This is a genomic window from Pseudomonas sp. TS_SC_3, from assembly GCF_056156225.1.
On sequence record NZ_CM149586.1, the window covers coordinates 445,735 to 468,845 of the forward strand.

24 protein-coding genes are annotated in these 23,111 nt (G+C 60.8%); 14 read left to right on the top strand and 10 right to left on the bottom strand.

All coding sequences use genetic code 11. From position 1 onward, the window contains the following. Positions 1 to 27 precede the first annotated feature (27 nt). The 4 genes from ureG to AC0J6G_RS02165 form a co-directional block, all read right to left on the bottom strand. Positions 28 to 642 carry an urease accessory protein UreG gene (gene ureG, locus AC0J6G_RS02150; RefSeq protein ID WP_475250843.1) on the bottom strand — a complete coding sequence of 205 codons (615 nt, stop codon included), beginning with the start codon at positions 640 to 642 and terminating at the stop codon, positions 28 to 30. Positions 643 to 661: 19 nt separating this feature from the next. Beyond that, the gene (locus AC0J6G_RS02155) at positions 662 to 1,336 is read right to left on the bottom strand and encodes an urease accessory protein UreF (protein ID WP_475250845.1); all 675 of its coding nucleotides are present in this window, start codon (positions 1,334 to 1,336) and stop codon (positions 662 to 664) included. Further along, positions 1,333 to 1,833, bottom strand: coding sequence for an urease accessory protein UreE (gene ureE / locus AC0J6G_RS02160; RefSeq protein ID WP_475250847.1), 501 nt, complete (start codon positions 1,831 to 1,833; stop codon positions 1,333 to 1,335). Before ureE ends, AC0J6G_RS02155 begins: the two co-directional genes overlap by 4 nt. 177 nt (positions 1,834 to 2,010) lie before the next feature. Continuing rightward, on the bottom strand, positions 2,011 to 2,601 hold the full coding sequence (locus AC0J6G_RS02165) for a TetR family transcriptional regulator (protein ID WP_475253562.1): 591 nt from the start codon (positions 2,599 to 2,601) through the stop codon (positions 2,011 to 2,013). 211 nt (positions 2,602 to 2,812) lie between these two features. Between AC0J6G_RS02165 and AC0J6G_RS02170 the strand changes: the two genes are divergently transcribed. The 3 genes from AC0J6G_RS02170 (at position 2,813) to AC0J6G_RS02180 (ending at position 6,388) form a co-directional block, all read left to right on the top strand. Continuing rightward, complete coding sequence (locus tag AC0J6G_RS02170) at positions 2,813 to 3,928, top strand: flavin reductase family protein (protein WP_475250849.1); 1,116 nt, start codon at positions 2,813 to 2,815, stop codon at positions 3,926 to 3,928. Positions 3,929 to 3,944: 16 nt separating this feature from the next. After that, positions 3,945 to 5,033: a fatty acid desaturase family protein gene (locus AC0J6G_RS02175; RefSeq protein WP_475250851.1), complete on the top strand. Its 1,089-nt coding sequence runs from the start codon at positions 3,945 to 3,947 to the stop codon at positions 5,031 to 5,033. A 464-nt stretch (positions 5,034 to 5,497) separates the two neighbouring features. Beyond that, positions 5,498 to 6,388 carry an esterase/lipase family protein gene (locus AC0J6G_RS02180; RefSeq protein ID WP_475250853.1) on the top strand — a complete coding sequence of 297 codons (891 nt, stop codon included), beginning with the start codon at positions 5,498 to 5,500 and terminating at the stop codon, positions 6,386 to 6,388. Here AC0J6G_RS02180 and AC0J6G_RS02185 read toward each other — a convergent pair. Beyond that, positions 6,385 to 6,711, bottom strand: a complete 327-nt coding sequence (locus AC0J6G_RS02185) for a Rieske (2Fe-2S) protein (RefSeq protein ID WP_475250855.1) — start codon at positions 6,709 to 6,711, stop codon at positions 6,385 to 6,387. The two genes, AC0J6G_RS02180 and AC0J6G_RS02185, sit on opposite strands and share 4 nt — an antisense overlap. A gap of 126 nt (positions 6,712 to 6,837) precedes the next feature. Continuing rightward, positions 6,838 to 9,051: a TonB-dependent hemoglobin/transferrin/lactoferrin family receptor gene (locus AC0J6G_RS02190; RefSeq protein WP_475250857.1), complete on the bottom strand. Its 2,214-nt coding sequence runs from the start codon at positions 9,049 to 9,051 to the stop codon at positions 6,838 to 6,840. Between the two features lie 130 nt (positions 9,052 to 9,181). On the opposite strand from AC0J6G_RS02190, the gene AC0J6G_RS02195 reads away from it, so the two are divergent. From AC0J6G_RS02195 to AC0J6G_RS02230, 8 genes are read left to right on the top strand one after another with little or no spacing between them, the layout of a single operon-like run. Further along, positions 9,182 to 9,886, top strand: coding sequence for an energy transducer TonB (locus tag AC0J6G_RS02195; RefSeq protein ID WP_475250859.1), 705 nt, complete (start codon positions 9,182 to 9,184; stop codon positions 9,884 to 9,886). A gap of 24 nt (positions 9,887 to 9,910) precedes the next feature. Next, entirely contained in the window at positions 9,911 to 10,981 is a 1,071-nt protein-coding gene (locus AC0J6G_RS02200; protein ID WP_475250861.1) for a hemin-degrading factor, read from the top strand. Position 10,982: 1 nt separating this feature from the next. After that, positions 10,983 to 11,624: a MotA/TolQ/ExbB proton channel family protein gene (locus AC0J6G_RS02205; protein WP_167147846.1), complete on the top strand. Its 642-nt coding sequence runs from the start codon at positions 10,983 to 10,985 to the stop codon at positions 11,622 to 11,624. Next, entirely contained in the window at positions 11,621 to 12,052 is a 432-nt protein-coding gene (locus AC0J6G_RS02210) for an ExbD/TolR family protein (RefSeq protein ID WP_475250863.1), read from the top strand. Before AC0J6G_RS02205 ends, AC0J6G_RS02210 begins: the two co-directional genes overlap by 4 nt. Further along, complete coding sequence (locus AC0J6G_RS02215; protein ID WP_475250865.1) at positions 12,039 to 12,938, top strand: heme/hemin ABC transporter substrate-binding protein; 900 nt, start codon at positions 12,039 to 12,041, stop codon at positions 12,936 to 12,938. Before AC0J6G_RS02210 ends, AC0J6G_RS02215 begins: the two co-directional genes overlap by 14 nt. Continuing rightward, the gene (locus AC0J6G_RS02220) at positions 12,935 to 13,972 is read left to right on the top strand and encodes a FecCD family ABC transporter permease (RefSeq protein ID WP_339526252.1); all 1,038 of its coding nucleotides are present in this window, start codon (positions 12,935 to 12,937) and stop codon (positions 13,970 to 13,972) included. The genes AC0J6G_RS02215 and AC0J6G_RS02220 overlap by 4 nt, the downstream gene beginning before the upstream one ends. Continuing rightward, positions 13,972 to 14,739: a heme ABC transporter ATP-binding protein gene (locus tag AC0J6G_RS02225; protein ID WP_475250868.1), complete on the top strand. Its 768-nt coding sequence runs from the start codon at positions 13,972 to 13,974 to the stop codon at positions 14,737 to 14,739. The genes AC0J6G_RS02220 and AC0J6G_RS02225 overlap by 1 nt, the downstream gene beginning before the upstream one ends. Positions 14,740 to 14,749: 10 nt before the next feature. Then, positions 14,750 to 15,631, top strand: a complete 882-nt coding sequence (locus tag AC0J6G_RS02230) for a ChaN family lipoprotein (RefSeq protein WP_475250870.1) — start codon at positions 14,750 to 14,752, stop codon at positions 15,629 to 15,631. Positions 15,632 to 16,068: 437 nt separating this feature from the next. Here AC0J6G_RS02230 and AC0J6G_RS02235 read toward each other — a convergent pair whose 3' ends face one another. The 4 genes from AC0J6G_RS02235 to AC0J6G_RS02250 form a co-directional block, all read right to left on the bottom strand. Continuing rightward, positions 16,069 to 16,869, bottom strand: a complete 801-nt coding sequence (locus tag AC0J6G_RS02235) for a Crp/Fnr family transcriptional regulator (protein ID WP_475250872.1) — start codon at positions 16,867 to 16,869, stop codon at positions 16,069 to 16,071. A gap of 106 nt (positions 16,870 to 16,975) precedes the next feature. After that, the gene (locus AC0J6G_RS02240) at positions 16,976 to 17,248 is read right to left on the bottom strand and encodes a TfoX/Sxy family protein (protein ID WP_475250874.1); all 273 of its coding nucleotides are present in this window, start codon (positions 17,246 to 17,248) and stop codon (positions 16,976 to 16,978) included. Positions 17,249 to 17,443: 195 nt separating this feature from the next. Next, positions 17,444 to 17,788, bottom strand: a complete 345-nt coding sequence (locus AC0J6G_RS02245; RefSeq protein ID WP_475250876.1) for a pentapeptide repeat-containing protein — start codon at positions 17,786 to 17,788, stop codon at positions 17,444 to 17,446. 87 nt (positions 17,789 to 17,875) lie between these two features. Further along, positions 17,876 to 19,438 carry a bifunctional aminoglycoside phosphotransferase/ATP-binding protein gene (locus AC0J6G_RS02250; RefSeq protein ID WP_475250878.1) on the bottom strand — a complete coding sequence of 521 codons (1,563 nt, stop codon included), beginning with the start codon at positions 19,436 to 19,438 and terminating at the stop codon, positions 17,876 to 17,878. Positions 19,439 to 19,555: 117 nt separating this feature from the next. Between AC0J6G_RS02250 and mrcB the strand changes: the two genes are divergently transcribed. The 3 genes from mrcB (at position 19,556) to AC0J6G_RS02265 (ending at position 23,109) form a co-directional block, all read left to right on the top strand. Next, the gene (mrcB, locus tag AC0J6G_RS02255) at positions 19,556 to 21,874 is read left to right on the top strand and encodes a penicillin-binding protein 1B (protein ID WP_475250880.1); all 2,319 of its coding nucleotides are present in this window, start codon (positions 19,556 to 19,558) and stop codon (positions 21,872 to 21,874) included. Positions 21,875 to 22,081: 207 nt separating this feature from the next. Further along, entirely contained in the window at positions 22,082 to 22,780 is a 699-nt protein-coding gene (locus AC0J6G_RS02260) for a tetratricopeptide repeat protein (RefSeq protein WP_475250882.1), read from the top strand. Beyond that, positions 22,780 to 23,109, top strand: coding sequence for a YqcC family protein (locus tag AC0J6G_RS02265; RefSeq protein ID WP_475250884.1), 330 nt, complete (start codon positions 22,780 to 22,782; stop codon positions 23,107 to 23,109). The genes AC0J6G_RS02260 and AC0J6G_RS02265 overlap by 1 nt, the downstream gene beginning before the upstream one ends. Positions 23,110 to 23,111 lie beyond the last annotated feature (2 nt).

A 23,111-nucleotide genomic window follows, 5' to 3' on the forward strand; every position in this document is an offset into this window, starting at 1 on the left:
GGGCGTCTCCTTGACTGAATGAATGGGTTAAGCGGCGTTGAGCATGCCGTGCTGTTCGATAAAGGCGATGATCTGCTCAAGGCCCTGGCCAATCTTCTGGTTGCTGAATACAAACGGCTTATCGCCGCGCATCTTCAGGGTGTCGCGCTCCATCACTTCCAGCGATGCGCCGACCAGCGGAGCCAGGTCGATCTTGTTGATCACCAGCAGGTCGGACTTGCAGATGCCCGGCCCGCCTTTACGCGGCAGCTTGTCGCCAGCGGATACGTCGATCACGTATATGGTCAGGTCCGACAGTTCCGGGCTGAAGGTGGCCGAGAGGTTGTCACCGCCGGATTCGACGATGATCAGGTCCAAACCCGGAAAGCGCCGATTGAGCTGGTCGACGGCTTCCAGGTTGATCGAGGCGTCTTCGCGGATTGCCGTGTGCGGGCAGCCGCCGGTTTCCACGCCGATGATCCGCTCCGGTGCCAGGGCTTCGTTGCGCACCAGAAACTGCGCGTCTTCCTGGGTGTAGATGTCGTTGGTCACCACGGCCAGGTTGTAGCGCTCGCGCAAGGCCAGACACAGGGCCAGGGTCAGGGCGGTTTTGCCGGAGCCGACCGGGCCACCGATACCAATACGCAAAGGTTGGCTGTTCATCTGTGAGTCTTCCTTATCTTCAAGAGCGGAATAAACGGCTGTATTGGCGCTCGTGCGCCATGCTCGTCAGGGCCAGGCCAAAGGCGGCGCTGCCCCAGTGTTCGGGTTGCAGTTCGCTGGCCTTGCGCTGCGCTTGATCGAGCAGTGGCAAGAGCTGCGAGGTGAGGCGTTGCGCGGCTTGCTGGCCCAGCGGCAGGGTTTTCATCAGTACCGCCAGCTGGTTTTCCAGCCAGCCCCAGAGCCAGGCGGCGAGGGCATCCTCTGGCGCGATCTGCCAGCCACGCGCCGCGAGCGCCCAGCCGACTGCCAGGCCGGGTTCGTCCAGCTCGCTAAAAAGCTGCTGCGCCGGTTGATCCAGCTCCGGCAGGCCACTGAGCAGTTGTTGCAGGGAGTAGCCCATCTGCCGGCTTTCCAGGCGCAGCTCGCGGGTTTCCCGGCTGGCCCGATGCTGTTCTGCCAATGCACGCAGTTGCGGCCAGTCTTCAGCATGCGCAGCCTGGCAATGCGCCAACAGCAGTGGCGCTTCAAAGCGGGCGAGATTGAGCAGCAGCTGATCGGCGATCCAGCGTTCGGCGCTTTCTGCGTTATCGACCAAGCACTGTTCCACCGCCATTTCCAGACCCTGGGAATAGCTGTAGCCGCCAATAGGTAATTGGGGGCTCGCTAGTCTCAGTAGCTGCCAGGCTTTATTCACTTGCGCGCACCGAATTGATGCAGGCGCGGTGCGTAGCTGAATTCAGCATCGCCAGCATGCGAGTGGTGATGGCCACCGCCATACGCGCCTTGCTCGGGTTGGTAGGGCGCTTCGATCAGTTCTACCGTGGCGCCGAGTTGTTCGAGCATGGCCTTGAGCACGTAATCATCCGGCAGGCGCAGCCAACCATCACCGAGTTGCAAGGCGACATGGCGGTTACCCAGGTGATAGGCGGCGCGCATCAATTCAAAGGGGTTGGCGCAGGTGACATGCAGCAAGGGCTCGGGGCGGGCGACTACGCGGACGATGCGCGCATCTTCGGCCAGCAGGCACTCACCGTCATGCAAGGCGGGTTGGCCGCGCTCAAGGAATAAACCGACATCTTCACCGGTGCGGCTGAAACAGCGCAGACGGCTTTTGCTGCGGGCTTCGAAGCTCAGTTCGAGTTCGGCGTCCCAGCGCGGCTGGGCGGTAATACGGCGGTGGATCACCAACATGGGGCAGATTCCGGCAGGGCAATGCCGGTTATAGAGCAAGGGCCTTGCCAAGCTGCCGTCACGCCACGCCGGGCGCATTGTCAGGGGGATGTGTGGCTGAAATTAGGGCGTTATGGGGTTTTGTTTGGTGCGCTCGCGGGGCTTTTGCGCATTTTTAGTGCGCGCGGCGGACGTTGATCAGTCGCGCGTTTGACCCAGCCCTTGCCAATGCTTAGCCCCGATAAAGATAAAACGCAGCTGCTCGATCATCTTCACCTCGGGCGAGGCATGCATCGGCAGGGTTTCTGCAGGTGGATCAATCAGTTCGGGCAGGGTGGCGAATACGGTTTTTACCACCAGGTCGGCGATCATATTCTGCGCTGGGGCGTCGAAATGCTGCAGTTTCGGCATGGCCGCCAGATCCGCCACCAGATCAGCGGTGATGCGTTCGCGCAATGCGCCCACGGCCTGACGGACCAGTAGCGAGCCGCCGTACTGTTCGCGGGCAAGAAACAGAAACTGTGAGCGGTTGGCCGCTACGGCATCGAGAAAAATGCGCACCGAGGCATCGATCACGCCGCCCACCTCGAACTCGTGGTGGCGTACCTGGCGAATGGTTTCGCGGAAGGTCTCGCCGACTTCAGCAATCAGCGCCAGGCCCAGGGCGTCCATGTCTTCGAAGTGTCGATAGAAACCGGTCGGCACGATGCCGGCGCAGCGCGCCACTTCGCGCAGGCTCAGGCTGCCAAAGCCACGGCCGCTGTCCATCAGGCTACGCGCGGCGTCCATCAGGGCGTGGCGGGTTTGCAGTTTTTGTTCGGCGCGCGGTTGAAGTGGTTTCAAGCTTCCAGGCTCTGCATGAATCAATCAGCGCCGCACTCTAACAAATGGCCGTTGTTCACGTCGAACCACGTTGCGTATACCTCTTTGAGTGCACGACTGTTGACTGAGTAAATATGCTCTGCCAGTCTAGTGAACAATTGTGCACTGGAGTCTTGTCATGGCCCTTCTTCCTTTTGCCTGGGTACGCGGGCTCGCCAGCCTGCTGTATCCGTTGCGCCTGCTGGTCGTCCACGGCTGGTTGCGTGAGAGCGATGTCGACGCAGTGCTGGCGCTGCTGCATCCGGCGCTGCGAGTGAATCGCGTATTTGCCCGTGTTACCCAACGCCAATGGGTGGCCGATGACATGCTCGAATTGACCCTACAGGCCAACGGCAACTGGCGCGGCGCGCAGCCCGGGCAGCATGTGCAGCTGTATCTCGAACGTGATGGCGTGCGCTTGAGCCGCAGTTACAGCCTGACTGCGGTGCAAGCGAAAGGCCGCCTGCAGATCGCGGTCAAGCATCAGGCCGCTGGCCGCGTCTCGCCCTACCTACTGGAGCATCTGGCGGTGGGCGATGTGCTGGAGCTGGGGCCGGCGCATGGCGAGCTAAGCTGGCCCGAGGCGCAACAGGGTGTGTTGCTGTTGGCTGCGGGCAGTGGCATTACGCCGTTGCTGGGGCTGCTGCGCGCTGCCCTGGCTCAGGGTTTTAGCGCGCCGATCACGCTGCTGCATTACGTCCGTGAGCAGGGCCAGCGCGGTTTTGTTGCCGAATTGCAGGCCCTGCAGGCGCAGCACAGCAATCTGCAGGTGCACTGGTCACTGACCGCTGCCGGTGTTGGATCGGAAGGATCAGTTGGGCGTTTTACGGATAAGCATCTGGCCGATGTTGCGCAGTTGGATCAGCGCCGCGTCCTGGCCTGCGGTCCGGCGGGGTTTGTCGCCCAGGTGCAGCAGTGGTGGCAGTCCGCCCGCTTACCCGGCGCGCTGCAGATAGAGGCGTTTACTGCGCCCGTGCTACGCGCCGATATCAGCCTGCGCCAGGTGCGTTTGGGCTTTGCCCGCAGCCATCAGCAGGCGACCGCCAATAATCAGCACAGCCTGTTGGAACAGGCCGAGGCCTATGGCCTGCAGCCGGCCCATGGCTGTCGCCAGGGTATCTGCGCCAGCTGCACCTGCACGTTGCTGAGCGGCACGGTGCGCGATTTACGCAGTGGCGTGTTGTTTAGCGAACCGGGGCAACCCATACGTTTGTGTGTCAGCGCGCCGCACAGCGACGTAGAAATTGATCTTTAACGTGCGAGGTAATTCTATGCGTCGTGATCGCGAACTCTCCCTGGATGAAATGAGCGCCTTCGGCAACGAGCTGGACGCCCTGCGCCAACGCACCCTGGCCGATCTGGGCGAGGTGGATGCGCGCTATATCCGCCGCATTCGAGCAGCGGTGCGCTTCTGCTGCTGGAGCGGGCGCGGCTTGCTGATGCTCGGCTGGTTTCCGCCGACTTGGCTGCTGGGCACGCTGCTACTGGGCCTGGGCAAGATCCTCGAGAATATGGAACTTGGCCATAACGTCATGCACGGCCAATACGACTGGATGAATGACCCCGAGTTTTCCGGGCGCAGCTATGAGTGGGATATCGCCGGGCCCAGTGACTTCTGGCGGCACACCCACAACCATGTGCACCACACCTGGACCAATGTGCTGGGCATGGACGATGACGTCGGTTATGGCGTGGTGCGGCTGTTTCCCGAGCAGCGCTGGAAGCCGTTCTACCGCTGGCAGCCGCTGTGGGTGACGATTCAGGCGGTGTTGTTCCAGTACTCCGTGGCGATTCAGCACTTGCGCCTGGACAAGGTCTACAAGGGCAAGCTGAGCAAGGCCGAGGTGCGCCCGCTGATCAAGCAGTTCAACGCCAAGATCCTCCGTCAGTGGGGCAAGGATTACCTGTTCTTCCCGCTGCTAGCGCTGCTGATTGGTGCTAATGCCCTGGCGGTGCTGGCCGGTAATGCCGTGGCCAACCTGATCCGCAATCTGTGGACCTTCACGGTGATCTTCTGCGGTCACTTTACCGAGCAGGCGGCGGTGTTCAGCAAGGAGTCGGTGGTTGGCGAGAGCCGGGGTCACTGGTACTTGCGTCAGCTGCGGGGTTCCAGCAATCTGAATGGCGGACCGCTGTTCCATATCCTCACCGGCAACCTTAGCCACCAGATCGAACACCACCTGTTCCCCGATCTACCGGCGCGGCGCTATGCGGCGTTGGCGGTGGAGGTGCGGGAGATCGCCGAGCGTTACGGTCAGGTCTACAACAACGGCAGTTTGTGGCACCAGTTTTCGACAGTGCTTAAGCGGATCTGGATCTACCGCCGTCGTCCTGCCGAGGCTATGCCGGCTGGGCTTTGAAGCCGCCCTGAGCGAGCAGGGCTAGGCAGGGTGTATCGGGGCGCATAGCTTACGTTGTTTTCATCCGCCCTTGCCGTTGGTGGATGGGTAAAGCGTCATCCACCTTACGAAAACCGTGGCGCCGCATCGAAATCGCCACCTTATAAGCGTTGCTGCTTTAGTTGCTCGGCCTGCCCCCTAGGGCAAGCTATTGAACTGCCATCACTGAATCTGCTCCAAGTCTTGGCGGGCTGCCGCCCCTTCTGGTGGGGCTGCGTATAAAACTGCGTTGCTTAAACCATGCATGTGAGCCGTCCGGCTTGGGATTCTGCGGGTAACTCGTTCGCGGGTGTGCGGGGTAATGGTAGCGCAAAGATAAACCGCGACTATAAAAGAGGGGCGGTTCGTTTCCCTACGAGCTTTACTGGCATGCTTCGTGGTTCAGCACGTTATTTCTCGGCGGTATGACACAAGGATGGTTTGCGATGTCGACATCTTCTGCACCCCGTTATCCCCTGGTTCTGGTGCCAGGTTTACTGGGCTTTATCAGCCTGCTCGGTTATCCCTACTGGTACGGCATCGTCACGGCGCTGCGCCGCATCGGTGCAACAGTCTTCCCGGTGCTGGTGTCTTCGGTGCATTCCACCGAGGTGCGCGGTGAGCAACTGCTGCTGCGCATCGCCGATGTGTTGCAGGAGACCGGCGCCGAAAAAGTCCATCTGATCGGCCACAGCCAAGGCGCCCTGACGGCGCGCTATGCAGCTGCGCTAAAGCCCGAGTGGGTGGCGTCTGTCACTTCGGTGGCCGGGCCTAATCAGGGGTCGGAGCTGGCCGATTTTCTCGCCCGTAAAGCGCCACACGGCAGCCTGCGTGAACGTGCACTGAGTGCGCTGCTGCGTGCTGTAGCCCGCTGCATGGCCTGGCTGGAGCGCGGGTATAAGGGTGAACCGCTGCCGATGGATGTGGCCGCAGCGCAGCAATCGCTAAGCACCGAAGGCGTCGCGGCTTTCAATACGCAGTATCCGCAGGGCTTGCCCGAAGTCTGGGGCGGTGAGGGCGCGGCCGAGGTTAACGGCGTGCGCTACTACTCCTGGTCCGGCACCATTCAGCCGGGTATTACCGATAAAGGCGGCAACCGCTTCGACGGGCCGAATATCGCCTGCCGCCTGTTTGCGCGCACCTTCACGCGTGAGGCCGGGCAGTGTGATGGCATGGTTGGGCGTTACAGCTCGCACTTGGGCACGGTGATCGGTGATCAGTACCCGCTGGATCACTTCGACATCATCAATCAGACCTTCGGCCTGGTCGGCAAGGGTGCCGAGCCGGTGAAGCTCTTTGTTGAACATGCACAGCGGCTGGCCGCTCAAGGGCTTTAGGTGTTGTTTAAATCGACCCAGATAGCCTGATCATCTTCGTGGATGGCGATGGCTTCTAAGGATTGCCCGGCGCAGGGGCCGGCGACGCATTCGCCGGATTCGATCAGAAACAACGCGCCATGAGTGGCGCACTGAATCAGGCTGGCGCTGACATCGAGAAATTGGTCGGTCTGCCATTCCAGTGGGATGCCACGGTGCGGGCAGCGATTGCGATAGGCATACAGCTGGCCGTCCTTACGCACGGCAAACAGCTTCTCTCCCGCTATCTCAAAGCCCCGGCTCTGGCCTTCGGCCAACTCATCCGGTGCACATAAACGCAACATAGGAACCTCCCCGACAGGCCGGCATTATGCCGCCCTGGCGTGGAAGTGAAAGAGGAGGGCGCATCCATGCGCCAAGTGGAACGCTTTTTCGCGGCCAGTTAATAGTGCGGTAGATGTGTTGCTGGATCAGATTTCCCAGACCAGATTGACGGCGGCGTGGCGGCCCGGCTGAGTGTAGCGGCCCAGGCTGGCGCTGTTTTCGGTGAGGCTGCGCACATCGCCCCACTGCCAGTATTGCTTGTCGCCCAGGTTATACAGGCCAGCGTTGACCGAGAACTGCTCAGTCGCCTGCCAGTAGCCAGTCAGGTCGAGCAGGCCGTAGCCGGAAGGTTCGTACTGATTGGCGATCTGGGTTTCGTCGACACGCTCCTTCGCTGCCACCAGAGTCCAGGCCAACTCGCCGCCGAACTGCCCGCTTGGCGCGTCATAGCCGAGACCGAATACCGCTTTCAGTGGATCAACACTGTTGATCGGCTGGCCGCTGGCTTCGTCCTTACCACGTGCATAAGCAATCGAGCCGCGTAGACGGGTGCCGTCCGGCAGGCCAACGCTGTTAAGGAATAACTCGCCTTTGGCTTCTGCGCCGCGGATGGTGACGCGATCCAGGTTCTGATACTGGAAGGTCATACGGCCGTTGCCCGTAGGATCATTGGCCAGGGTGACCTGCTCAATAAAGTCGTCGTAGCGGTTGTAGAACAGCGCCAGGCCGAAGCTGCCGGCGCTGTATTTACCACGCAGGCCGAGCTCGTAGCTGTCGCTGGTTTCGGCCTTGAGGTCGGGGTTGGCGATGGTCTGGTAGCCGCGGGCAAAGTTGATGAACTCACCGAAGACATCCACGGCATTGGGCGCGCGGAAGCCTGCAGCGTACTGTCCGTAGACGCTGTGAGCGTCGTCAAGCTGGTAGGTCACGCCAAACTTGGGCGAGATGGCATCGTCTTTGTATTCAGCGGGATTGCTGTTGACCGGCTTGCTGTTCAGGTACTCCTGAGTGACGTCCGGCTTCATCTCGTAGTGGTCGTAGCGCAAGCCCGGCAATAGGGTCCAGCGACCAATCTCGATATTGTCCTGGGCAAACAGCGCGTACTCGGTGGCCGTCGGGTCGGGGAAGTCGCTCAGTGGGAAGGTTTCATCGCCAGGAATGGCCGGCACTGGCAAGCCATTGCTGGCGAAGACTTCGCTGCCGCGGCGCAGGTCGCTGCTGTCCAGGCGTTTGACGTCGAAGCCATAGATCAGTTGGTGTTTGGCGATGCCGGTTTCGAACAGCTTGTCGAACTTGGCATTGAAGGCCCACAGCTTCTCTTGGTAGGTGGAGTCGCGACTGCGCTCACGCAAGCGGCCGCCGCTAAAACGAGTTTGCTCGGTGCGCTGGCGGATCTGACTGTCCTGATAACTCAGCTGCCATTCGGCGCGGTCGGCAATCACGCTGCCTATCTCGAACCGATGTTGCAGGCTGACGCGCTCACGCTCTGTGGTGTCAGTGGCATCGGAGGTGCGCACGGTGGCGGTCGTGCTGTATTCGTTGAGCACCTGGGTATTCGCGCTGTCTTCAAGGGTTTCGTAGGTCAGCTGCAGGCGGTCGCTGTCGTTGTAGTTCCAGCCGAGCTTGCTCAGCAGGTTGTCGGCGCGGTAATCCTGTGGGTTAGCTTGCTCGCGTACGGCACCGATGCCGCCACGCCCACCAAAGGTGTCCTGAGCCTGGCCATCGCGACGGCCGAGGTGCAATAGGCCATCGAACTGACCGTTGCGTGCGGCCAGGGTAGTGCTGCGCATCCAGCTGTCGTCGGCACCGTTGTAACCGGTCTTGAGGCGCGCGTAGACGTCGTCACCCTCATCCAGATAGTCGCCTGCATCCTTAGTCAGGAAGCTCACCGCACCGCCAATCGCGTCGCTGCCATACAAGGAGCTGGCGGGGCCGCGGATGATTTCCACCTGCTTCACGGTGTCCGGGTCGACGTAGTTACGCCGCGCATCAAGGAAGGGGCCGAAGGTGAAGGCGTCCGGGGTCGGCACGCCGTCCACCTGGGTTAGCACGCGGTTACCGCCAATGCCGCGAATGGTGAAGCCTGCGAGGCCGAAGCGGTTGCCGGTGCCGCCGACGGTCACGCCGGGTTCATAGCGCACCAGGTCCTGAATATTCTTCACGTTCTTCTGATCGATATCGCGTTCAGTCTGCACCGATACGGTGCTCGGCACTTGGTCGAGGGTCTGCTCGGTGCGGGTGGCTGTGACGGTCACCGTGTCGAACTGGTTGGGCGCTTTCTCGGCGCCAAGGGCCAGCGATGGGCTGAGCAGCAGCAGGGCAAGCCAGGGGCGGCGGGCGAATGGAGGACTTCTGTGCATGGGGACTCCAGGATCGTACGGGTGGTTTCTGTGACCACCGGGTTGGCATCGGCGGCAAACCTAAACGACATTGACATGCGAATGCAAATAATTATCAAATAGGTCTAATTCGATTTGATTGGGCTTTTGCATGCTGCGTTTGTCGCTGTTTCTGGTGCTGTCGCTGGCGCTGCATGCCGCCGGCTGGCTGCTGCATGGCGAGGCGCAACCGCCTGCGTTGAGTGCGGCGCAAACCCGCGAAGCACCCCAGGTATTACGCCTGGCTGCCGTGCTGCAACAGGCCGAGCCGGCGCCGGCCAAGCTGTCTGAGCAACCGCAACCGCAACCGCAACCGCAACGCCAGGCGGTCGTGCCTAGAAAGTCTTCGGCACCTAAGCCTGTCGTGCAGGCGCCAGTGGTCAAGGCAAAGCCAGCGGTAGCGGCACAGCCAACTCAAAACCAGCCGGTTCAAGCGCAGCCAACCGAGGCAACCCGTCAGTCGGCTGCGGTGCGTGCAGCGGCTCAAGCCGCGCCCGCCAAGCCTGTTGCTACAAAGCCGGTCGCTGAAGTGCTTAGCCGCAAACCGAGTTTCCGCGAGCCGCCCCGCCAGCCGAATTACCCGTCCCAGGCGCGGCGGCGTAATCAGCAGGGTGTGGTGCTGGTCGAGGTGCGTCTGGATGAGCGCGGCCAGCAACGCAGCCTGAATGTACTGCGCTCTTCGGGCGTAGAGAGTCTTGATCGCGCCGCTCTGGAGGCAGTTGCCAAGTGGCGCTTTCGCCCCGAAACCACCGGCGGTCAGGCTGTGCCTAGCCGTGTACAGATCCCTATTCAGTTCGCCTTGACGGCGAGCCGTTGATTAATCAGTAGTGAGGAGTTTTCCATGAGCACACACGCCCAATCTGTCGCGCCCAGCAATGATCTGTATCTGGCCTGGCAGGTACTGCGCAGCGAGCAGCCACGCCTGCGCGCTCGCGATGCCGCCGAGCGTCTGGCCGTCAGCGAGGCCGAACTGGTGGCCAGCCGCCTCGATGTCGATGCCGTGCGCTTGCAGCCGGACTGGGCGCAATTGCTGCCGGCACTGGGTGAGCTGGGCTATGTGATGGCGCTGACCCGCAACGAGCATTGCGTGCATGAACGCAAAGGTTATTACCGTGAAGTGACGGTCACCGGTAATGGTCGGATGGGCCTGGTGGTGTCGGCTGATATCGATCTGCGGCTGTTTCTTGGCGGCTGGGCCAGCGTATTTGCCATCGAGGAGCAAACCGGCAAAGGCACCCAGCGCAGCATTCAGGTGTTCGACCGCCAGGGCATTGCGGTGCACAAGGTGTTTCTCACCGAAGACAGCCAGCTAAGTGCCTGGGCGCCAATGGTGGAGCGTTTCCGCATGGCTGAGCAGAGCGCCGAGTTGGAACTGATGCCGCTGCCCCAGGTGCAGCCCGCGCAAGCCGATGCCCAGGTAGACGCTAATGCTCTGCGCGTGGGTTGGTCGACCCTCAAGGACACTCACCACTTCTTCGCCCTGCTGAAAAAACACGGCGCTACACGCACCCAGGCCCTACGCCTGGCCGGAAGTGAGTGGGCCGAGCCGTTGGATGTGCGCGAGCTGCCCAAACTGTTGGAGCAAGCCGGTGCGCGCGAAGTGCCGATCATGGTGTTTGTCGGCAATCGCCACTGCATCCAGATTCACTCCGGCCCGGTGCGCAACCTGCGCTGGATGGACACCTGGTTCAACGTGCTCGATCCCGAGTTCAATCTGCACTTGCAGACCACTGGCGTGACCGAGCTGTGGCGGGTACGCAAGCCCAGCACCGATGGCGTGATCACCAGCTGGGAAGCCTTCGATGCCAATGGCGAGTTGGTGGTGCAGCTGTTTGGCGCGCGCAAACCGGGCGTCCCGGAGCGCGAAGACTGGCGCGCCCTGGCCGAAAGCGCGCCAGCGCTGGAGTGCTGAGATGAGCCAGTGGTGGAGTGCGATGGGGCCGTTGGGCTGGCCGCTGGCGCTGTGTTCGCTGCTGGCGCTGGCACTGATTCTGGAGCGCCTTAGCGTATTTCTGCGTTTGCAGCCGCTGAGCACTGCCGCCGGGCGTGCGGCGGTCAGCGCCTGCCGCACCTGTGAACGTGAGCACTGCAAAGGTCGTGCGCGTGGTTGGCGCTATGGCCTGGCGTTGTTGCTCAAACACAGCGCCTTGCCGGCGGTGCAGCGCGAAGAGCTGCTCGGCTGCTGGCTACTGGAAGAGCGTCAGCGTCTCAACCGACAACTGCGCTTGCTGCAGCTGATCGGCATGCTGGCGCCCATGCTCGGGCTGCTCGGCACGGTGCTGGGCATGCTTGAGATGTTTGCCAATATCGCCGGGCAGAACAGCCCGGTCACCCCGGCGCTGCTCGCCGATGGATTGTGGCAGGCGCTGTACACCACGGTGTGGGGCTTGCTGATCGCCATACCGGCGCTGGCGGCGGGGCAGGGCTTTGCCTTGTGGGCCGAGCGTTATCTGGAGGGCGTGCAGGCGTTGCTCAATCGCTGTCAGCTGGCATTGGATGGTCTGGAGCTGGAACTGCCGAGTAATCAGCCAGCCGCGCAGTGGGTGTTGTCGTGATCCGTCTGCCGGCTGCCAGCAATTCTCAGGGCAATCTGTTGCCCGATCTGACACCGCTGCTCGATGTGATTTTTATCGTGCTGGTGTTCTTTCTGCTGACCGCGCAAACGCCATTGCTGGAGCTGCCTTTGCAGTTGCCGCAGAGCCGCGAGGCGCTGCCCACCGCGAATGCCGGCAGTGGCGAACGCATGCAAATACAGCTCTCAGCCGAAGGTGCTTGGCGCTTTAACGGCGTGCAGCAGGCGGATTTCAGCAGGCTGCGCACTGAACTGACTGCAGCCTTTGTCGCCGACAGCACGGTAGGTCTGGACCTGGCGTTGGATCGTCAGGCACCGCTGTCGGCATTTCTCGACCTGATGGCCTTGCTGCAGCAGCAGGGCATTCAGGACAGTCGCATTCTTCTAGAGGCCAACTATGAAACGCCTTAATACTTTGTTCGCCCTGGGCGCGAGCCTGTTGTCCTGTGCCTCGGCGATGGCCGCCGAGCCGTTGCCGCAACGCTGGATCAGTTCCGGCGGCTCGCTCAGCGAGTGGGTGGTGGCGTTGGGTGGCGAAAGCCGTCTGGTCGGGGTGGACAGCACCAGTCAGCATCCAGAGTCGCTGCGCGCGCTGCCGAGCATCGGTTATCAGCGCCAGTTAGCCGCCGAGGGCATGTTGACGCTGCGCCCGGATATGCTGATCGGCAGTGAGGAGATGGGCCCGCCGCCCGTGCTGGCGCAGTTGCGTGGCGCCGGTGTGCGGGTGGAAATGCTCTCGTCCAAGGCGGATCTGACCAGCCTGCAAGCCAGCCTGCAGCGCATCGGCACACTGTTGGGCGAGCCACAACGCGCCGATCAGGCCTTTGCGGCCTATCAGCAGCGCTTGCAGCAGCAGGCCGACTGGCTGGTAACTGCGCAGCGTCAGCAGGCGGCGCCGGGTGTGTTGCTGTTGCTCGGCCATGCCGGCGGTAGCCCGATGGCGGGCGGTAAGGACACCTCGGCCGATTGGCTGATCGAGCGTGCCGGTGGGCGCAATCTGGCCAGCCATAGCGGTTACAAGGCGCTGTCCAGCGAAGCCTTGTTGGCGCTTGATCCGGAGGTGGTGATCATTGCTGATCGCAGTCTTTCTGGTGATGCCGCGCGTGAGGCATTGCTGCAGCAGAACCCGGCGCTGGCGGCGACCCGGGCGGCACGTAATCAGCGTTTGCTGATGCTCGATCCGACGCTGCTGGTCGGTGGCCTTGGCCCGCGTTTGCCAGATGGGCTGGCGGCCTTGTCCGCAGCCTTTTATCCTGCCAGCCAACCTCTGGTCGCCGAAGCTAAGCCCACGCCATGAATCCTGTTATTCGTCCGCGCTCACTGTTTATCGCACTGAGCCTGTTGCTGGCGCTCGCGCTCTGGTTATCCCTGGCGCTGGGGCCGGTCAGCCTGCCGCTGCTCGATACCCTCAAGGCGGCATTGCGCCTGCTGGGCCTGGCGCAACCGGGGGATGATCTGGCCCAGGCCGAATTGATACTCGGGCAGATTCGACTGCCGCGCACCTTGCTCGGGCTGCTGGTCGGCGCGGTGCTGGCGCTGTGCGGGGTGGCGATGCAAGGGCTGTTTCGCAACCCGCTGGCTGACCCTGGCCTGATCGGGGTCTCCAGCGGCGCGGCCCTCGGCGCGTCGATTGCGATTGTCGGCGGCGCTGCCCTTGGCGGTTTACCGGAAGCCTTTGCACCTTATTTGTTGTCGTTGTTCGCTTTTATCGGCGGCCTTGGGGTGACGGCGCTGGTCTATCGCCTGGGCCGGCGTGATGGTGAAACCAATGTGGCGACCATGCTGCTGGCCGGTATTGCGCTGACCGCATTGGCCGGTGCGGCCATCGGCCTTTTCACCTACCTGGCCGATGACGCCACCTTGCGTACCCTGACGTTCTGGAACCTGGGCAGCCTGAATGGCGCCAGTTATGCCCGCCTGTGGCCGCTGCTGCTGGTGACGGCCGCCGTGGCGCTCTGGTTACCACGGCGGGCCAAGGCGCTGAATGCCTTGCTGTTGGGCGAGTCTGAGGCGCGTCACCTGGGTTTTGCCGTGGAGCGGGTCAAGGCCGAGCTGGTGTTCTGCACCGCCCTTGGTGTGGGCGCGGCCGTGGCGGCGGCGGGGATGATCGGCTTTATCGGCCTGGTGGTGCCGCATCTGGTGCGTCTGCTGGTCGGGCCGGATCATCGCGTACTGTTGCCGGCCTCGGCCCTGGCAGGTGCCAGCCTGCTGCTGCTGGCAGATTTGGCTGCACGACTGGTGCTGGCGCCGGCTGAACTGCCGATCGGCATTGTCACGGCGTTGATTGGCGCGCCGTTCTTCCTTTATCTGTTGCTGCGGGGGCGTACCTGATGCTGCGCGCGGAAAATCTGGCGGTACAGCGCGGCCCGTGCACGGTGTTGGCGGATATCAACCTAGAGCTGCGTCCTGGGGAGGTGCTCGGCGTGCTGGGGCCCAATGGCGCCGGCAAGAGCACCTTGCTGGGCGCATTGTGTGGCGAGCTGCAGCCGAGCCACGGCGATGTCTGGCTGGATCAACGGCGCTTGCAGGACTGGCCCGGTAGCGAGCGAGCGCAACGCTTGGCGGTATTACCGCAGACCTCCGCGCTGAATTTTGCCTTTCGCGTGGAAGAAGTGGTCGGTATGGGCCGTTTACCCCACGCCAGCGGACGCGTGCGTGATGCGCAAATCATCAAACAAGCGCTGGAAGCGGCTGATGCCTTGCACCTGGCCGGGCGTAGCTACCTGGCGTTATCCGGCGGCGAGCGTCAGCGCGTGCACCTGGCGCGAGTGCTGGCGCAGCTCTGGCCGGGTGGTGAAGGGCAGATGCTGCTGCTCGATGAGCCCACTTCGATGCTCGACCCGTTGCATCAGCACACCACATTGCAGGCCACCCGCGCCTTTGTTGAGCAGGGCGCCGCTGTGTTGGTGATTCTGCATGACCTCAACCTGGCCGCGCGTTACTGCGACCGCTTGTTGCTGCTGGAACGCGGCCGACCTCATGCGCTGGGCAGCCCCGAGGAAGTCTTGCGCGCCGAGCCGTTGCAGGCTGTATTTGGCCTGGAAGTGCTGATACAACAGCATCCAGAACGGGGTCATCCGTTAATCGTTGCTCGCTAAGGTGCTGTTTATGCGTATTGGATTATTGCTGGTGGTCGCGCTGTTGAGTGCCTGCCAGGCTTCGTTACCGGCGCTACCTGCCTGGCAAAGCCCAGAAGGTCTGCAGCATCCTGAGCTTGGGCAGATTGTCGAGTTGCGCACCGGCGCGCGGCTGACACCCGAACAATTGCTGACGCGTCTGTCCGCTGCGCCCAAGGTGCTGGTCGGCGAGCGGCATGACAACCCCGATCACCATGCGCTGCAGCTCTGGCTGTTGCGAGCGCTGGCGGCGCAGCGGCCACAGGGCAGTTTGCTGCTGGAAATGCTGACGCCGGATCAGCAGGTCAAGGTCGATCAAGTGCGCACTGCCATGGCCGCCGGGCAGGCGCCGCAGGACATGCTGGGTGCTTTGAACTGGCAGCCGGGCTGGGCTTGGTCGCTGTATGGGCCGCTGGTGCAGCATGCCCTGCGTCAGTCGTATCCATTGTTGGCGGCCAATCTCGAACGCCGCGAAATTATGCAGATTTATGCCCAGGTGCCGCCGCTGCAAGGCCAGGCGTCCACCGCGCAGCCGGTGCGTGAGGCGCTGTTTGAACAGATTCGCCAGTCGCACTGCAACCTGCTGCCGGAAAGCCAGTTGCCGGCCATGCTCGCCGTGCAGCAACAGCGTGACCGGCGTATGGCCGAAGCGCTGCTGGCTGCGCCTGAGCCAAGCATACTGTTTGCTGGCGCATTCCATGTGCGCCGCGACCTTGGCATACCGTTGCACTTGCAAGACCTCGGCGCTGACGACGGCCTGCAAGTGCTGATTTTGGCTGCGGTGGAGACTGAGGTCAGTGCGGCATCGGCTGATTACGTTTGGTATACGCCTGCACTGCCTGAGCAAGATCTCTGCGCAGAGCTGCGACCGTAGCTTTCTTATCCAGTGCGTTGCGGGGCTGGCGCGAGGCCATCAGGCCCACGCTGGGGCTAAGGTGCCCGTACATTTAACCTGCGCGTTGATGCTCTGATCTGCCGCGCAGTCTGTATTTAAGGCTGCTGCACTGGTTGATGCGGTTTGGCTGCGTCCTTCTTTACGTTTCATGTACCGCTTTTCTGCAGGCAAAAAAAGACCCGGCAAGAGCCGGGTCAATAACCGTGATTAGCCTGATGAGGAGATAATCTGAAGAGGCCGACTGAAGGTCTCTTAAGCTTATCGACTGATCTCGCGACCAGCTGTGATAATAATAACAATTCTCATTTTCAAGTCAACACTCCGCACTAACTTTTTTCTCAGCCCAGCAACTGCCTGTTTGGCTCATAAACAATGAACCCGACACAAGGCCGGGTTCTTTGAGCTGCGAGCAGGCTTTAGTGCATATCGCCCGGCAGGCGCAGTTGAGTGACTTCCTTGTTCAGCAGGTCGATACGCTTGGCCATGCTCTCGATCAGGCTGTGGGCAATCCGCGGGTTGCTCTGCATCAGGCTGAGGAACTGCTCTTTGGGAATGACCATCACGGTGCAGGGCTCGCTGGCCAATACAGTGGCGCTGCGCTTCTCGCGGGTGAATACGGCCATGGCGCCGAAGATTTCATCCTTCTGCACGTCACCGACCTTGTGCCCGTCGACGTACGCCTCGGCATGACCTTCGATGATGATAAATACGTTGTCGGCAACATCGCCCTGATGGATCAACTCTTCACCCGCAGCAAAATGCTGGAAGCCGGTGGAAGGACGAATCTCTGGTTGTTTCAAGCGCGCCAAGGCATCTGAAAGCAGGGCGGTATGGCCGATCAGGTACTGGATAAACAGTTCCTGACGCTGCTCGCTGGCGTAGATGTGCTTGAACACGTCACTGCGCGAGTAGGGAATCAGGCTCAGCTGTTCTTCGCTGCTGTAACGGCAGCTGGGCATATCCAAGCCTTGGCGCAGGCCAACCAGGTCACCTTCCTGTAAGTAGAACAGCGGGCGTTCATCAACCACGGCATGCAGCAGGCCATTTTCGATGATGAACAGCTGGTTGCTTGGCAGCATCTTGGCAAGATCGTCAGCACGTTCAAGCTGCAGTGGCGATCCAGCGGGTGCAAGCCCATCGAGCAATTGGGTGGGGATGCTTTGGAGTCGGTTGATCAGCTGATCGGCGTATGCCGGTTGCTCCCCGAGTAAGTACATGAGCGAATTTCCTTGAACTGGCTGGGCATACTAAACCGCACGAACGTCCCTAAAACAATAGTGGCCTGCGCGCTGCAGGTAAATCAAAAGGCTAAGAGGTTGTGAGCTAGCTCTTATTGTTACGTGAACTTTCGTCGAGCTGAACATTTAGCTCGGCCTTATGCCCTGGCGGCAGTTCGTTCCAGTGCACGTCCAGCAGTGCGCCCTCAATCGCATAAAGCAGCACTTTGGATGCCCTAAACCCCCGTGCGCGTACGGCTCTGTAGGCGCCAACGGCGCCTAGTCGGCGCAGATCGTTGGCGCTGTGAATACCCACCGCGTGTAGCCACTGCGCCGACGTTTTGCCGAGGTTTTTCAGGTGTTGCAGTTCATCGTTCATCAAGCCTCCTTGCGCTGCCAGGTAGTTTTGCCTGTGAATTCAGTACGTCGTTCATCCACAAACATGTAGTGGCTCAGCGCTAATGTGCGCCTGCTTGCTGACCCATCCGTATGCATCAAATCAGCGAGTAATGTTGATGAGGCCGGGGTCGTGTTCTATCGCTATTACGGAACAATTCGCTGACCACCGTGCGGCTCAACGGGTGTTGTAGCGCAGGCGAGTGCCGAAATTAACGGACATGAGGATTTCGTCGGCGGTCAGTTCTGCGGGGAAGTAGGCCCCGGAAATCTGGGCGTGCGCCAAGCTTGCCCCTGCAAGTTGCGCATTGCGCAAATCCAGGCCGCGCAAGTCGGTACCGCGAAAATAGGCGTCAGTGAAATTGATGCCCTGCGCGTCAAGTGCGCGTAGGTCAAGCCCACGAAAATCACCCTCACTCAGGTCGACGAGTCCGTCTTTAGGTTTCTGAGCATTGAAGGCAGAGATGTTCTCGTTATGGATCAGGGCATACAGCGGATTGTCCAGTTGCCTAGGCTGACTCATGGGCGCATCTCCATATTAGGGTACTCCCAGTATAGAAGCCGCGGCGCGCTCTGCTCGCGCTGCAACCAAGTTGCCCTGCTGCAGCGTTTACAAATTAGGTAGGCGCTGACGAATACGCGCAATCAGGCTGTCTAGGCTGGCGCTTTCGTGGGTATCCACGCGCTTGCTCAGTAAGAGTTCGTCTGCACGAAGCGGTTCGCAGCTAGCTTGTTGAGCATGTACGACCTCCATGGTGGCATCGGACGGGTCAGTACCAGCGGCCTTACGCTGCTCCAGCCAGCTGGCGATTACGTCGTCAGGGGCGCTGCACTCCAGGATCAGGAACGGCGCACCACATGCTTCAGCAACCTGGCTGGCTGCCCCACGCTGCGCCTGTTTGAGGTAGGTGGCATCGATGACTACCGGGAAGCCGGCGCGGAGCGCGGCATCGGCCAGTTGGTGCAAACGCTGGTAAGTGGCGGTGCTGGCATCCTGGTTGTAGATGCCGGCGCTGAGCGTGCCAAGGTCAGTATCTTTTTGCTCGCCAAACAGGCGCTTACGCTCTACATCCGAACGTAGGCGAATGGCCCCCAGTGCCTCGACCAAACGCATGGCCACATGGCTTTTACCCACTGCGGAAACGCCATGGGTGATGGCGAGGAAGTGTGAGGGAATGGCGCTGTAGCTTTCAGCCAAATTGGCATAGTTGCGGTATTGGCGAAGGGTGACCGCTTTTTGCACGGCATCGGTCTGGTGGGCCAGGCTGAACAGAGCAACTTTGGCACGTACCAACGCGCGGTAGGCTTTGTAGAAATTCAGCAATTCCAGAGCTGCATAGTCCCCCGTGTGCTCCAGCCAGGCATTGATAAAGCGCCAGGCATGCGCTTTGAGGCCACGATCCTCAAGGTCCATGGCAAGAAAGGCGGCGTCTAGGGCGATATCAATCAGACGGAATGGTTCGTTGAATTCGATGCAGTCGAACAGCACCACCTGACCGTCCAGCAAGGTGGCGTTACCCAAGTGAATGTCACCGTGGCATTCACGAATTGAACCGTTGCTGGCCCGCTGCGCCAAGAGCGGTTCAAGGCGTGCATAGCTGGCTTCGGTCCAGGCTTCAAGCGCTTCAAGCTGGCGCAGGTCGGCCGCATCATTGAGCATGGGGCGGATCTGTTCGAAGTTTTGCCGCATGGGCGCGACGATCGCTTCCGGCGCGCACAGCGCATGGTGCGCCGCTACGGCAGGGGTTGCCGCGTGGAATTCGGCAATTTGTTTGGCCAGGGCGTCGATATGCGCTTCGCTCAGTTCACCACGCGCCTGCACGTCACTGAGCAACTGGCTCTGTGGGAACTGGCGCATTTTCAGCGCGTATTCAATAGCCGGGCCGCTGCCGCCGAGTTCCGGTGCATCGACGCTGCCACTGATCGGCATTACTTCCAGGTAAAGGCCTTGGGTTAGGCGCTGGTTGAGACGCAGCTCTTCCTGGCAGAAGTGTTCACGGGCGCTGAGCTCGGTGAAATCGAGAAAGCCGAAATTAACCGGTTTCTTGATTTTGTAAGCGAAAGGGCCTGTGAGCAGCACCCAGGAAATATGGGTTTCGATGACCTGGAACTGCTCTACGGGATGAGGGTAGAGGGCCGGATTCTGCAGTGCGGCGATCAGAGCTTGGCTCACGGGCGATCCTTGGCGTTGTACTAAATAAGAGGCAGCCATTATGGCCGCTCAATGCCCGTCTGCAAACCGCTGCGCTGGTCTGCTGGCACGTGGGCAAAGTGCGTATAATGCCGCGCCATGACTCGTACCCGATCTTCTCGCCCCCGTTCTAAACGCCGTTCTGGCGGCATGCGCCCCTGGCTAGGCTGGGCTATCAAGCTCAGCCTGGTCGGTTTGGTGGTGCTTGCCGTGTTTGCGGTTTACCTCGATGCTGTGGTGCAGGAGAAGTTCTCCGGCAAGCGCTGGACTGTACCCGCCAAGGTTTATGCCAGGCCCCTGGAGCTGTTCGTTGGGCAGAAATTGGCCAAGGATGATTTTCTCAAGGAGTTGGATGCCCTGGGTTATCGCCGTGAGGGTGCGATCAGTGGCCCCGGCGGTGTTTCGGTGGCAGGCAATACGATCGAGCTGTTTTCACGCGGCTTTCAGTTTTACGAAAGTAACGAGCCATCACAGCGCATCCGTGTGCGTTTTTCCGGTGATTACGTTGCTGGGCTAACCCAAGCCGGCGGCGGTAACCTGGCGGTCGCGCGGCTTGAGCCACTATTTATTGGGGGGCTATACCCCGCGCACCAGGAAGACCGCGTGCTGATCAAGATTGATCAGGTACCGCCTTACCTGGTCGAAACCTTGGTGGCGATCGAAGACCGTGAATTTTTTAATCACTTTGGTGTGTCGCCCAAGGGCATTGCCCGCGCCATGTGGATTAACGCGACCGCCGGACAGCTGCGCCAGGGCGGCAGTACCCTGACTCAGCAGTTGGTAAAGAACTTTTTCCTGACCAACGAGCGCACCCTGACCCGTAAAGCAACTGAAGCCATGATGGCGGTGCTGCTGGAGCTGCATTACGAGAAGAAGGACATCCTTGAGGCCTACCTTAATGAGGTATTCCTAGGCCAGGATGGCCAGCGTGCGGTTCATGGCTTTGGTCTGGCCAGTCAGTATTTCTTCAGCCAGCCGTTGTCCGAGTTGAAACTCGACCAGGTGGCGCTGTTGGTGGGTATGGTCAAAGGGCCGACCTACTACAACCCGCGGCGCAACCCCGAGCGTGCATTGGAGCGACGCAATCTGGTCCTCGACGTGCTGGCTGAACAGGGTGTGGTCAGCGTTGAAGAGGTGGCTGTCGCTAAACAGAAGCCGTTGGGTATAACCCAGCGCGGCACCCTGGCGGACAGCTCGTTCCCGGCGTTCCTCGACCTGGTTAAGCGTCAACTGCGCGAGGATTACCAAGAGCAAGACTTGACCGAAGAAGGGCTGCGCATTTTCACCAGCTTCGACCCGATCATGCAGCTCAAGGCCGAAAGTGCTTTGGCCGACACCTTGAAGCGCCTGTCTGGGCGCAAGGGTGTGGATCAGGTGGAGGCCGGGATGGTGGTCACCAGTCCGGAAAGTGGTGAGGTACAGGCCATTATTGGCAGTCGCCAACCGCGCTTTGCTGGGTTCAACCGCGCGCTGGATGCGGTTCGACCGATTGGCTCGCTGATCAAACCAGCGATTTACCTGACGGCGTTGGAGCGTCCAAGCCAGTTCACCTTGACCAGCCTGATCGAAGACCAGCCGTTCTCGATCAAGGGCCAGGATGGCCAGGTTTGGAAGCCGCAAAATTACGACCGTAAAGCCCATGGCACAATTTACCTGTATCAGGGTCTGGTTAACTCCTACAACCTGTCGACCGCCAAGCTGGGTCTAGAGCTAGGCGTACCGGAAGTTTTGAAGACCATGGGTCGCTTGGGTGTTGAGCAGAATTGGCCTGCGTATCCGTCGATGTTGCTCGGCGCCGGTGGGCTGAGCCCGCTGAGCGTGGCGAACATGTACCAGACCCTGGCCAACGGCGGTTTCAATACGCCATTGCGCGGTATTCGGAACGTTTTGACGGCCGAGGGCGAGCCACTCAAGCGCTACCCGTTCCAGATTCAGCAGCGGTTTGATAGCGGCGCAATTTACCTGTTGCAGAACGCCATGCAGCGCACAATGTCTGAGGGCACCGGGCGCTCGGTCTACAACCAGCTGCCGCGTTCATTGGTATTGGCGGGTAAAACCGGTACCAGTAACGACTCGCGTGACAGTTGGTTTGCCGGTTTTAGCCAAGATGTTCTCGCGGTGGTCTGGTTGGGGCGTGATGATAACGGCCCAACGCCACTGACCGGGGCCACGGGTGCGCTGCAAGTGTGGGCTGACTTTATGCGTAAGGCCGATCCTTTGCCGCTGGATATGCCGGTGCCGGATAACGTGGTGCAGGCCTGGGTTGATGCCAATACGGGGCAGGGCACAGATCCGAGTTGTCCTAATGCAATACAAATGCCTTACATCCGCGGTAGCCAACCTACCGCCGGGCCGGCCTGCGGTATTCAAGCGCCGGTCAATGAAGTGATGGATTGGGTGCGCGGCTGGTTGGATTAAGAGCCTGCTCATAATTTCGCCAACCGGTGTCGTGTAAGGTAAAAAGTAAAGATGCGCAGCGTATTTTGGATAAGTGCATCACTCGCCTTGCTCGCCCATTGAGTCGCGCTAGAGCGCTTTAGCAGCAAACAGTTGAACGGCCTGTTCTTTACTTCTTAGGGCAAGCGCGCAGCAGATCGTGGACAGGTTTAAGTGAGAGGGTGTGACGTGAATAAATGGTTGATTCCAGTTGTAACGGCTTCGCTGGTGCTGGCGGGTTGCAGCAGTGTGCCGCGTGGCTCGATTCCCGTTGTCGACGGTGGTTCTCCGATCGGTAGCGCACAGGCAAGCACACCGGGCATTTATGGCAAGCCAAGTGCGCCGCCGCAGGCTCTGCCGGAAGACTCTGGAGTGGTCGTCATGGTGCCGGGCGGCGGCAGCTCGACACCTATTCAGTCATTCCCGGCGGGGAATGCTCCGCTAGACACCGTGACGACTACGACGCAGCCATGGAGCGCCACGCCGCCCGCTGCAGGGCAGGGCGGTTACGTCGCGCCGGCACCGACTGGTGTTCCGAGCGGTGGTTTGGCCATGGATGAGCAATTGGATGGTCCAGTCCTGGCGCTGCTGACCACTGCTCAGCAACAGCAAGGCGGCGGTGACCTCAATGGTGCGGCATCCAGCCTTGAGCGTGCCCAGCGCATTGCACCACGTGAGCCGCAGGTGCTTTATCGCTTGGCTGAAGTGCGCATGGCTCAGGGAGATGCGGCGCAGGCCGAGCAGTTTGCACGTCGTGGTCTGAGTTACGCCAATGGCCGTCCTGCCTTGCAGGCCAGTCTATGGAACCTTATCGCCCAGGCTCGTGAGCGCCAGGGTGATGCAGCGGGCGCCGCTCAGGCCCGTGAACAGGCGCGAGTGAACCTGTGATGGATGCGCGTGCGTCTGATGTGGCAGAGCAGTTGCTATTGATCGAGCGTGAACTGCGCGTGTTGGGGTGGTGGGACGCGCAAGCCCCCGACGTGCAGGCCCTGTCCAGTCAGGAGCCGTTCTGCGTCGATACATTGGCGTTCGAGCAATGGTTGCAGTGGATATTTTTGCCGAGGATGAAGCAGATAGTGGAAGCGGGTATGGCATTGCCCAGTGCGTGCGGTATTCAGCCGATGGCTGAGCAGGTGTATGGCGGTCAGGCGGAAAAGGCTGGGGTGTTGATCAAATTGCTGGGTGAGTTCGATCAACTTATCGTCGGCGCGAACTGAGC

Bases quoted from the DNA above. Each gene is read 5' to 3' on its own strand.
- mrcB (WP_475250880.1), top strand. From the start codon at position 19,556: ATGACTCGTACCCGATCTTCTCGCCCCCGTTCTAAACGCCGTTCTGGC.
- AC0J6G_RS02220 (WP_339526252.1), top strand. From the start codon at position 12,935: ATGAATCCTGTTATTCGTCCGCGCTCACTGTTTATCGCACTGAGCCTG.
- ureE (WP_475250847.1), bottom strand. From the start codon at position 1,833: ATGTTGGTGATCCACCGCCGTATTACCGCCCAGCCGCGCTGGGACGCC.
- AC0J6G_RS02185 (WP_475250855.1), bottom strand. From the start codon at position 6,711: ATGTTGCGTTTATGTGCACCGGATGAGTTGGCCGAAGGCCAGAGCCGG.
- AC0J6G_RS02200 (WP_475250861.1), top strand. From the start codon at position 9,911: ATGAGCACACACGCCCAATCTGTCGCGCCCAGCAATGATCTGTATCTG.
- AC0J6G_RS02175 (WP_475250851.1), top strand. From the start codon at position 3,945: ATGCGTCGTGATCGCGAACTCTCCCTGGATGAAATGAGCGCCTTCGGC.
- AC0J6G_RS02195 (WP_475250859.1), top strand. From the start codon at position 9,182: ATGCTGCGTTTGTCGCTGTTTCTGGTGCTGTCGCTGGCGCTGCATGCC.
- AC0J6G_RS02240 (WP_475250874.1), bottom strand. From the start codon at position 17,248: ATGAACGATGAACTGCAACACCTGAAAAACCTCGGCAAAACGTCGGCG.
- AC0J6G_RS02230 (WP_475250870.1), top strand. From the start codon at position 14,750: ATGCGTATTGGATTATTGCTGGTGGTCGCGCTGTTGAGTGCCTGCCAG.
- AC0J6G_RS02170 (WP_475250849.1), top strand. From the start codon at position 2,813: ATGGCCCTTCTTCCTTTTGCCTGGGTACGCGGGCTCGCCAGCCTGCTG.
- AC0J6G_RS02180 (WP_475250853.1), top strand. From the start codon at position 5,498: ATGTCGACATCTTCTGCACCCCGTTATCCCCTGGTTCTGGTGCCAGGT.
- AC0J6G_RS02165 (WP_475253562.1), bottom strand. From the start codon at position 2,601: ATGGACGCCGCGCGTAGCCTGATGGACAGCGGCCGTGGCTTTGGCAGC.
- AC0J6G_RS02190 (WP_475250857.1), bottom strand. From the start codon at position 9,051: ATGCACAGAAGTCCTCCATTCGCCCGCCGCCCCTGGCTTGCCCTGCTG.
- AC0J6G_RS02205 (WP_167147846.1), top strand. From the start codon at position 10,983: ATGAGCCAGTGGTGGAGTGCGATGGGGCCGTTGGGCTGGCCGCTGGCG.
- AC0J6G_RS02245 (WP_475250876.1), bottom strand. From the start codon at position 17,788: ATGAGTCAGCCTAGGCAACTGGACAATCCGCTGTATGCCCTGATCCAT.
- AC0J6G_RS02265 (WP_475250884.1), top strand. From the start codon at position 22,780: ATGGATGCGCGTGCGTCTGATGTGGCAGAGCAGTTGCTATTGATCGAG.
- ureG (WP_475250843.1), bottom strand. From the start codon at position 642: ATGAACAGCCAACCTTTGCGTATTGGTATCGGTGGCCCGGTCGGCTCC.
- AC0J6G_RS02235 (WP_475250872.1), bottom strand. From the start codon at position 16,869: ATGTACTTACTCGGGGAGCAACCGGCATACGCCGATCAGCTGATCAAC.
- AC0J6G_RS02215 (WP_475250865.1), top strand. From the start codon at position 12,039: ATGAAACGCCTTAATACTTTGTTCGCCCTGGGCGCGAGCCTGTTGTCC.
- AC0J6G_RS02225 (WP_475250868.1), top strand. From the start codon at position 13,972: ATGCTGCGCGCGGAAAATCTGGCGGTACAGCGCGGCCCGTGCACGGTG.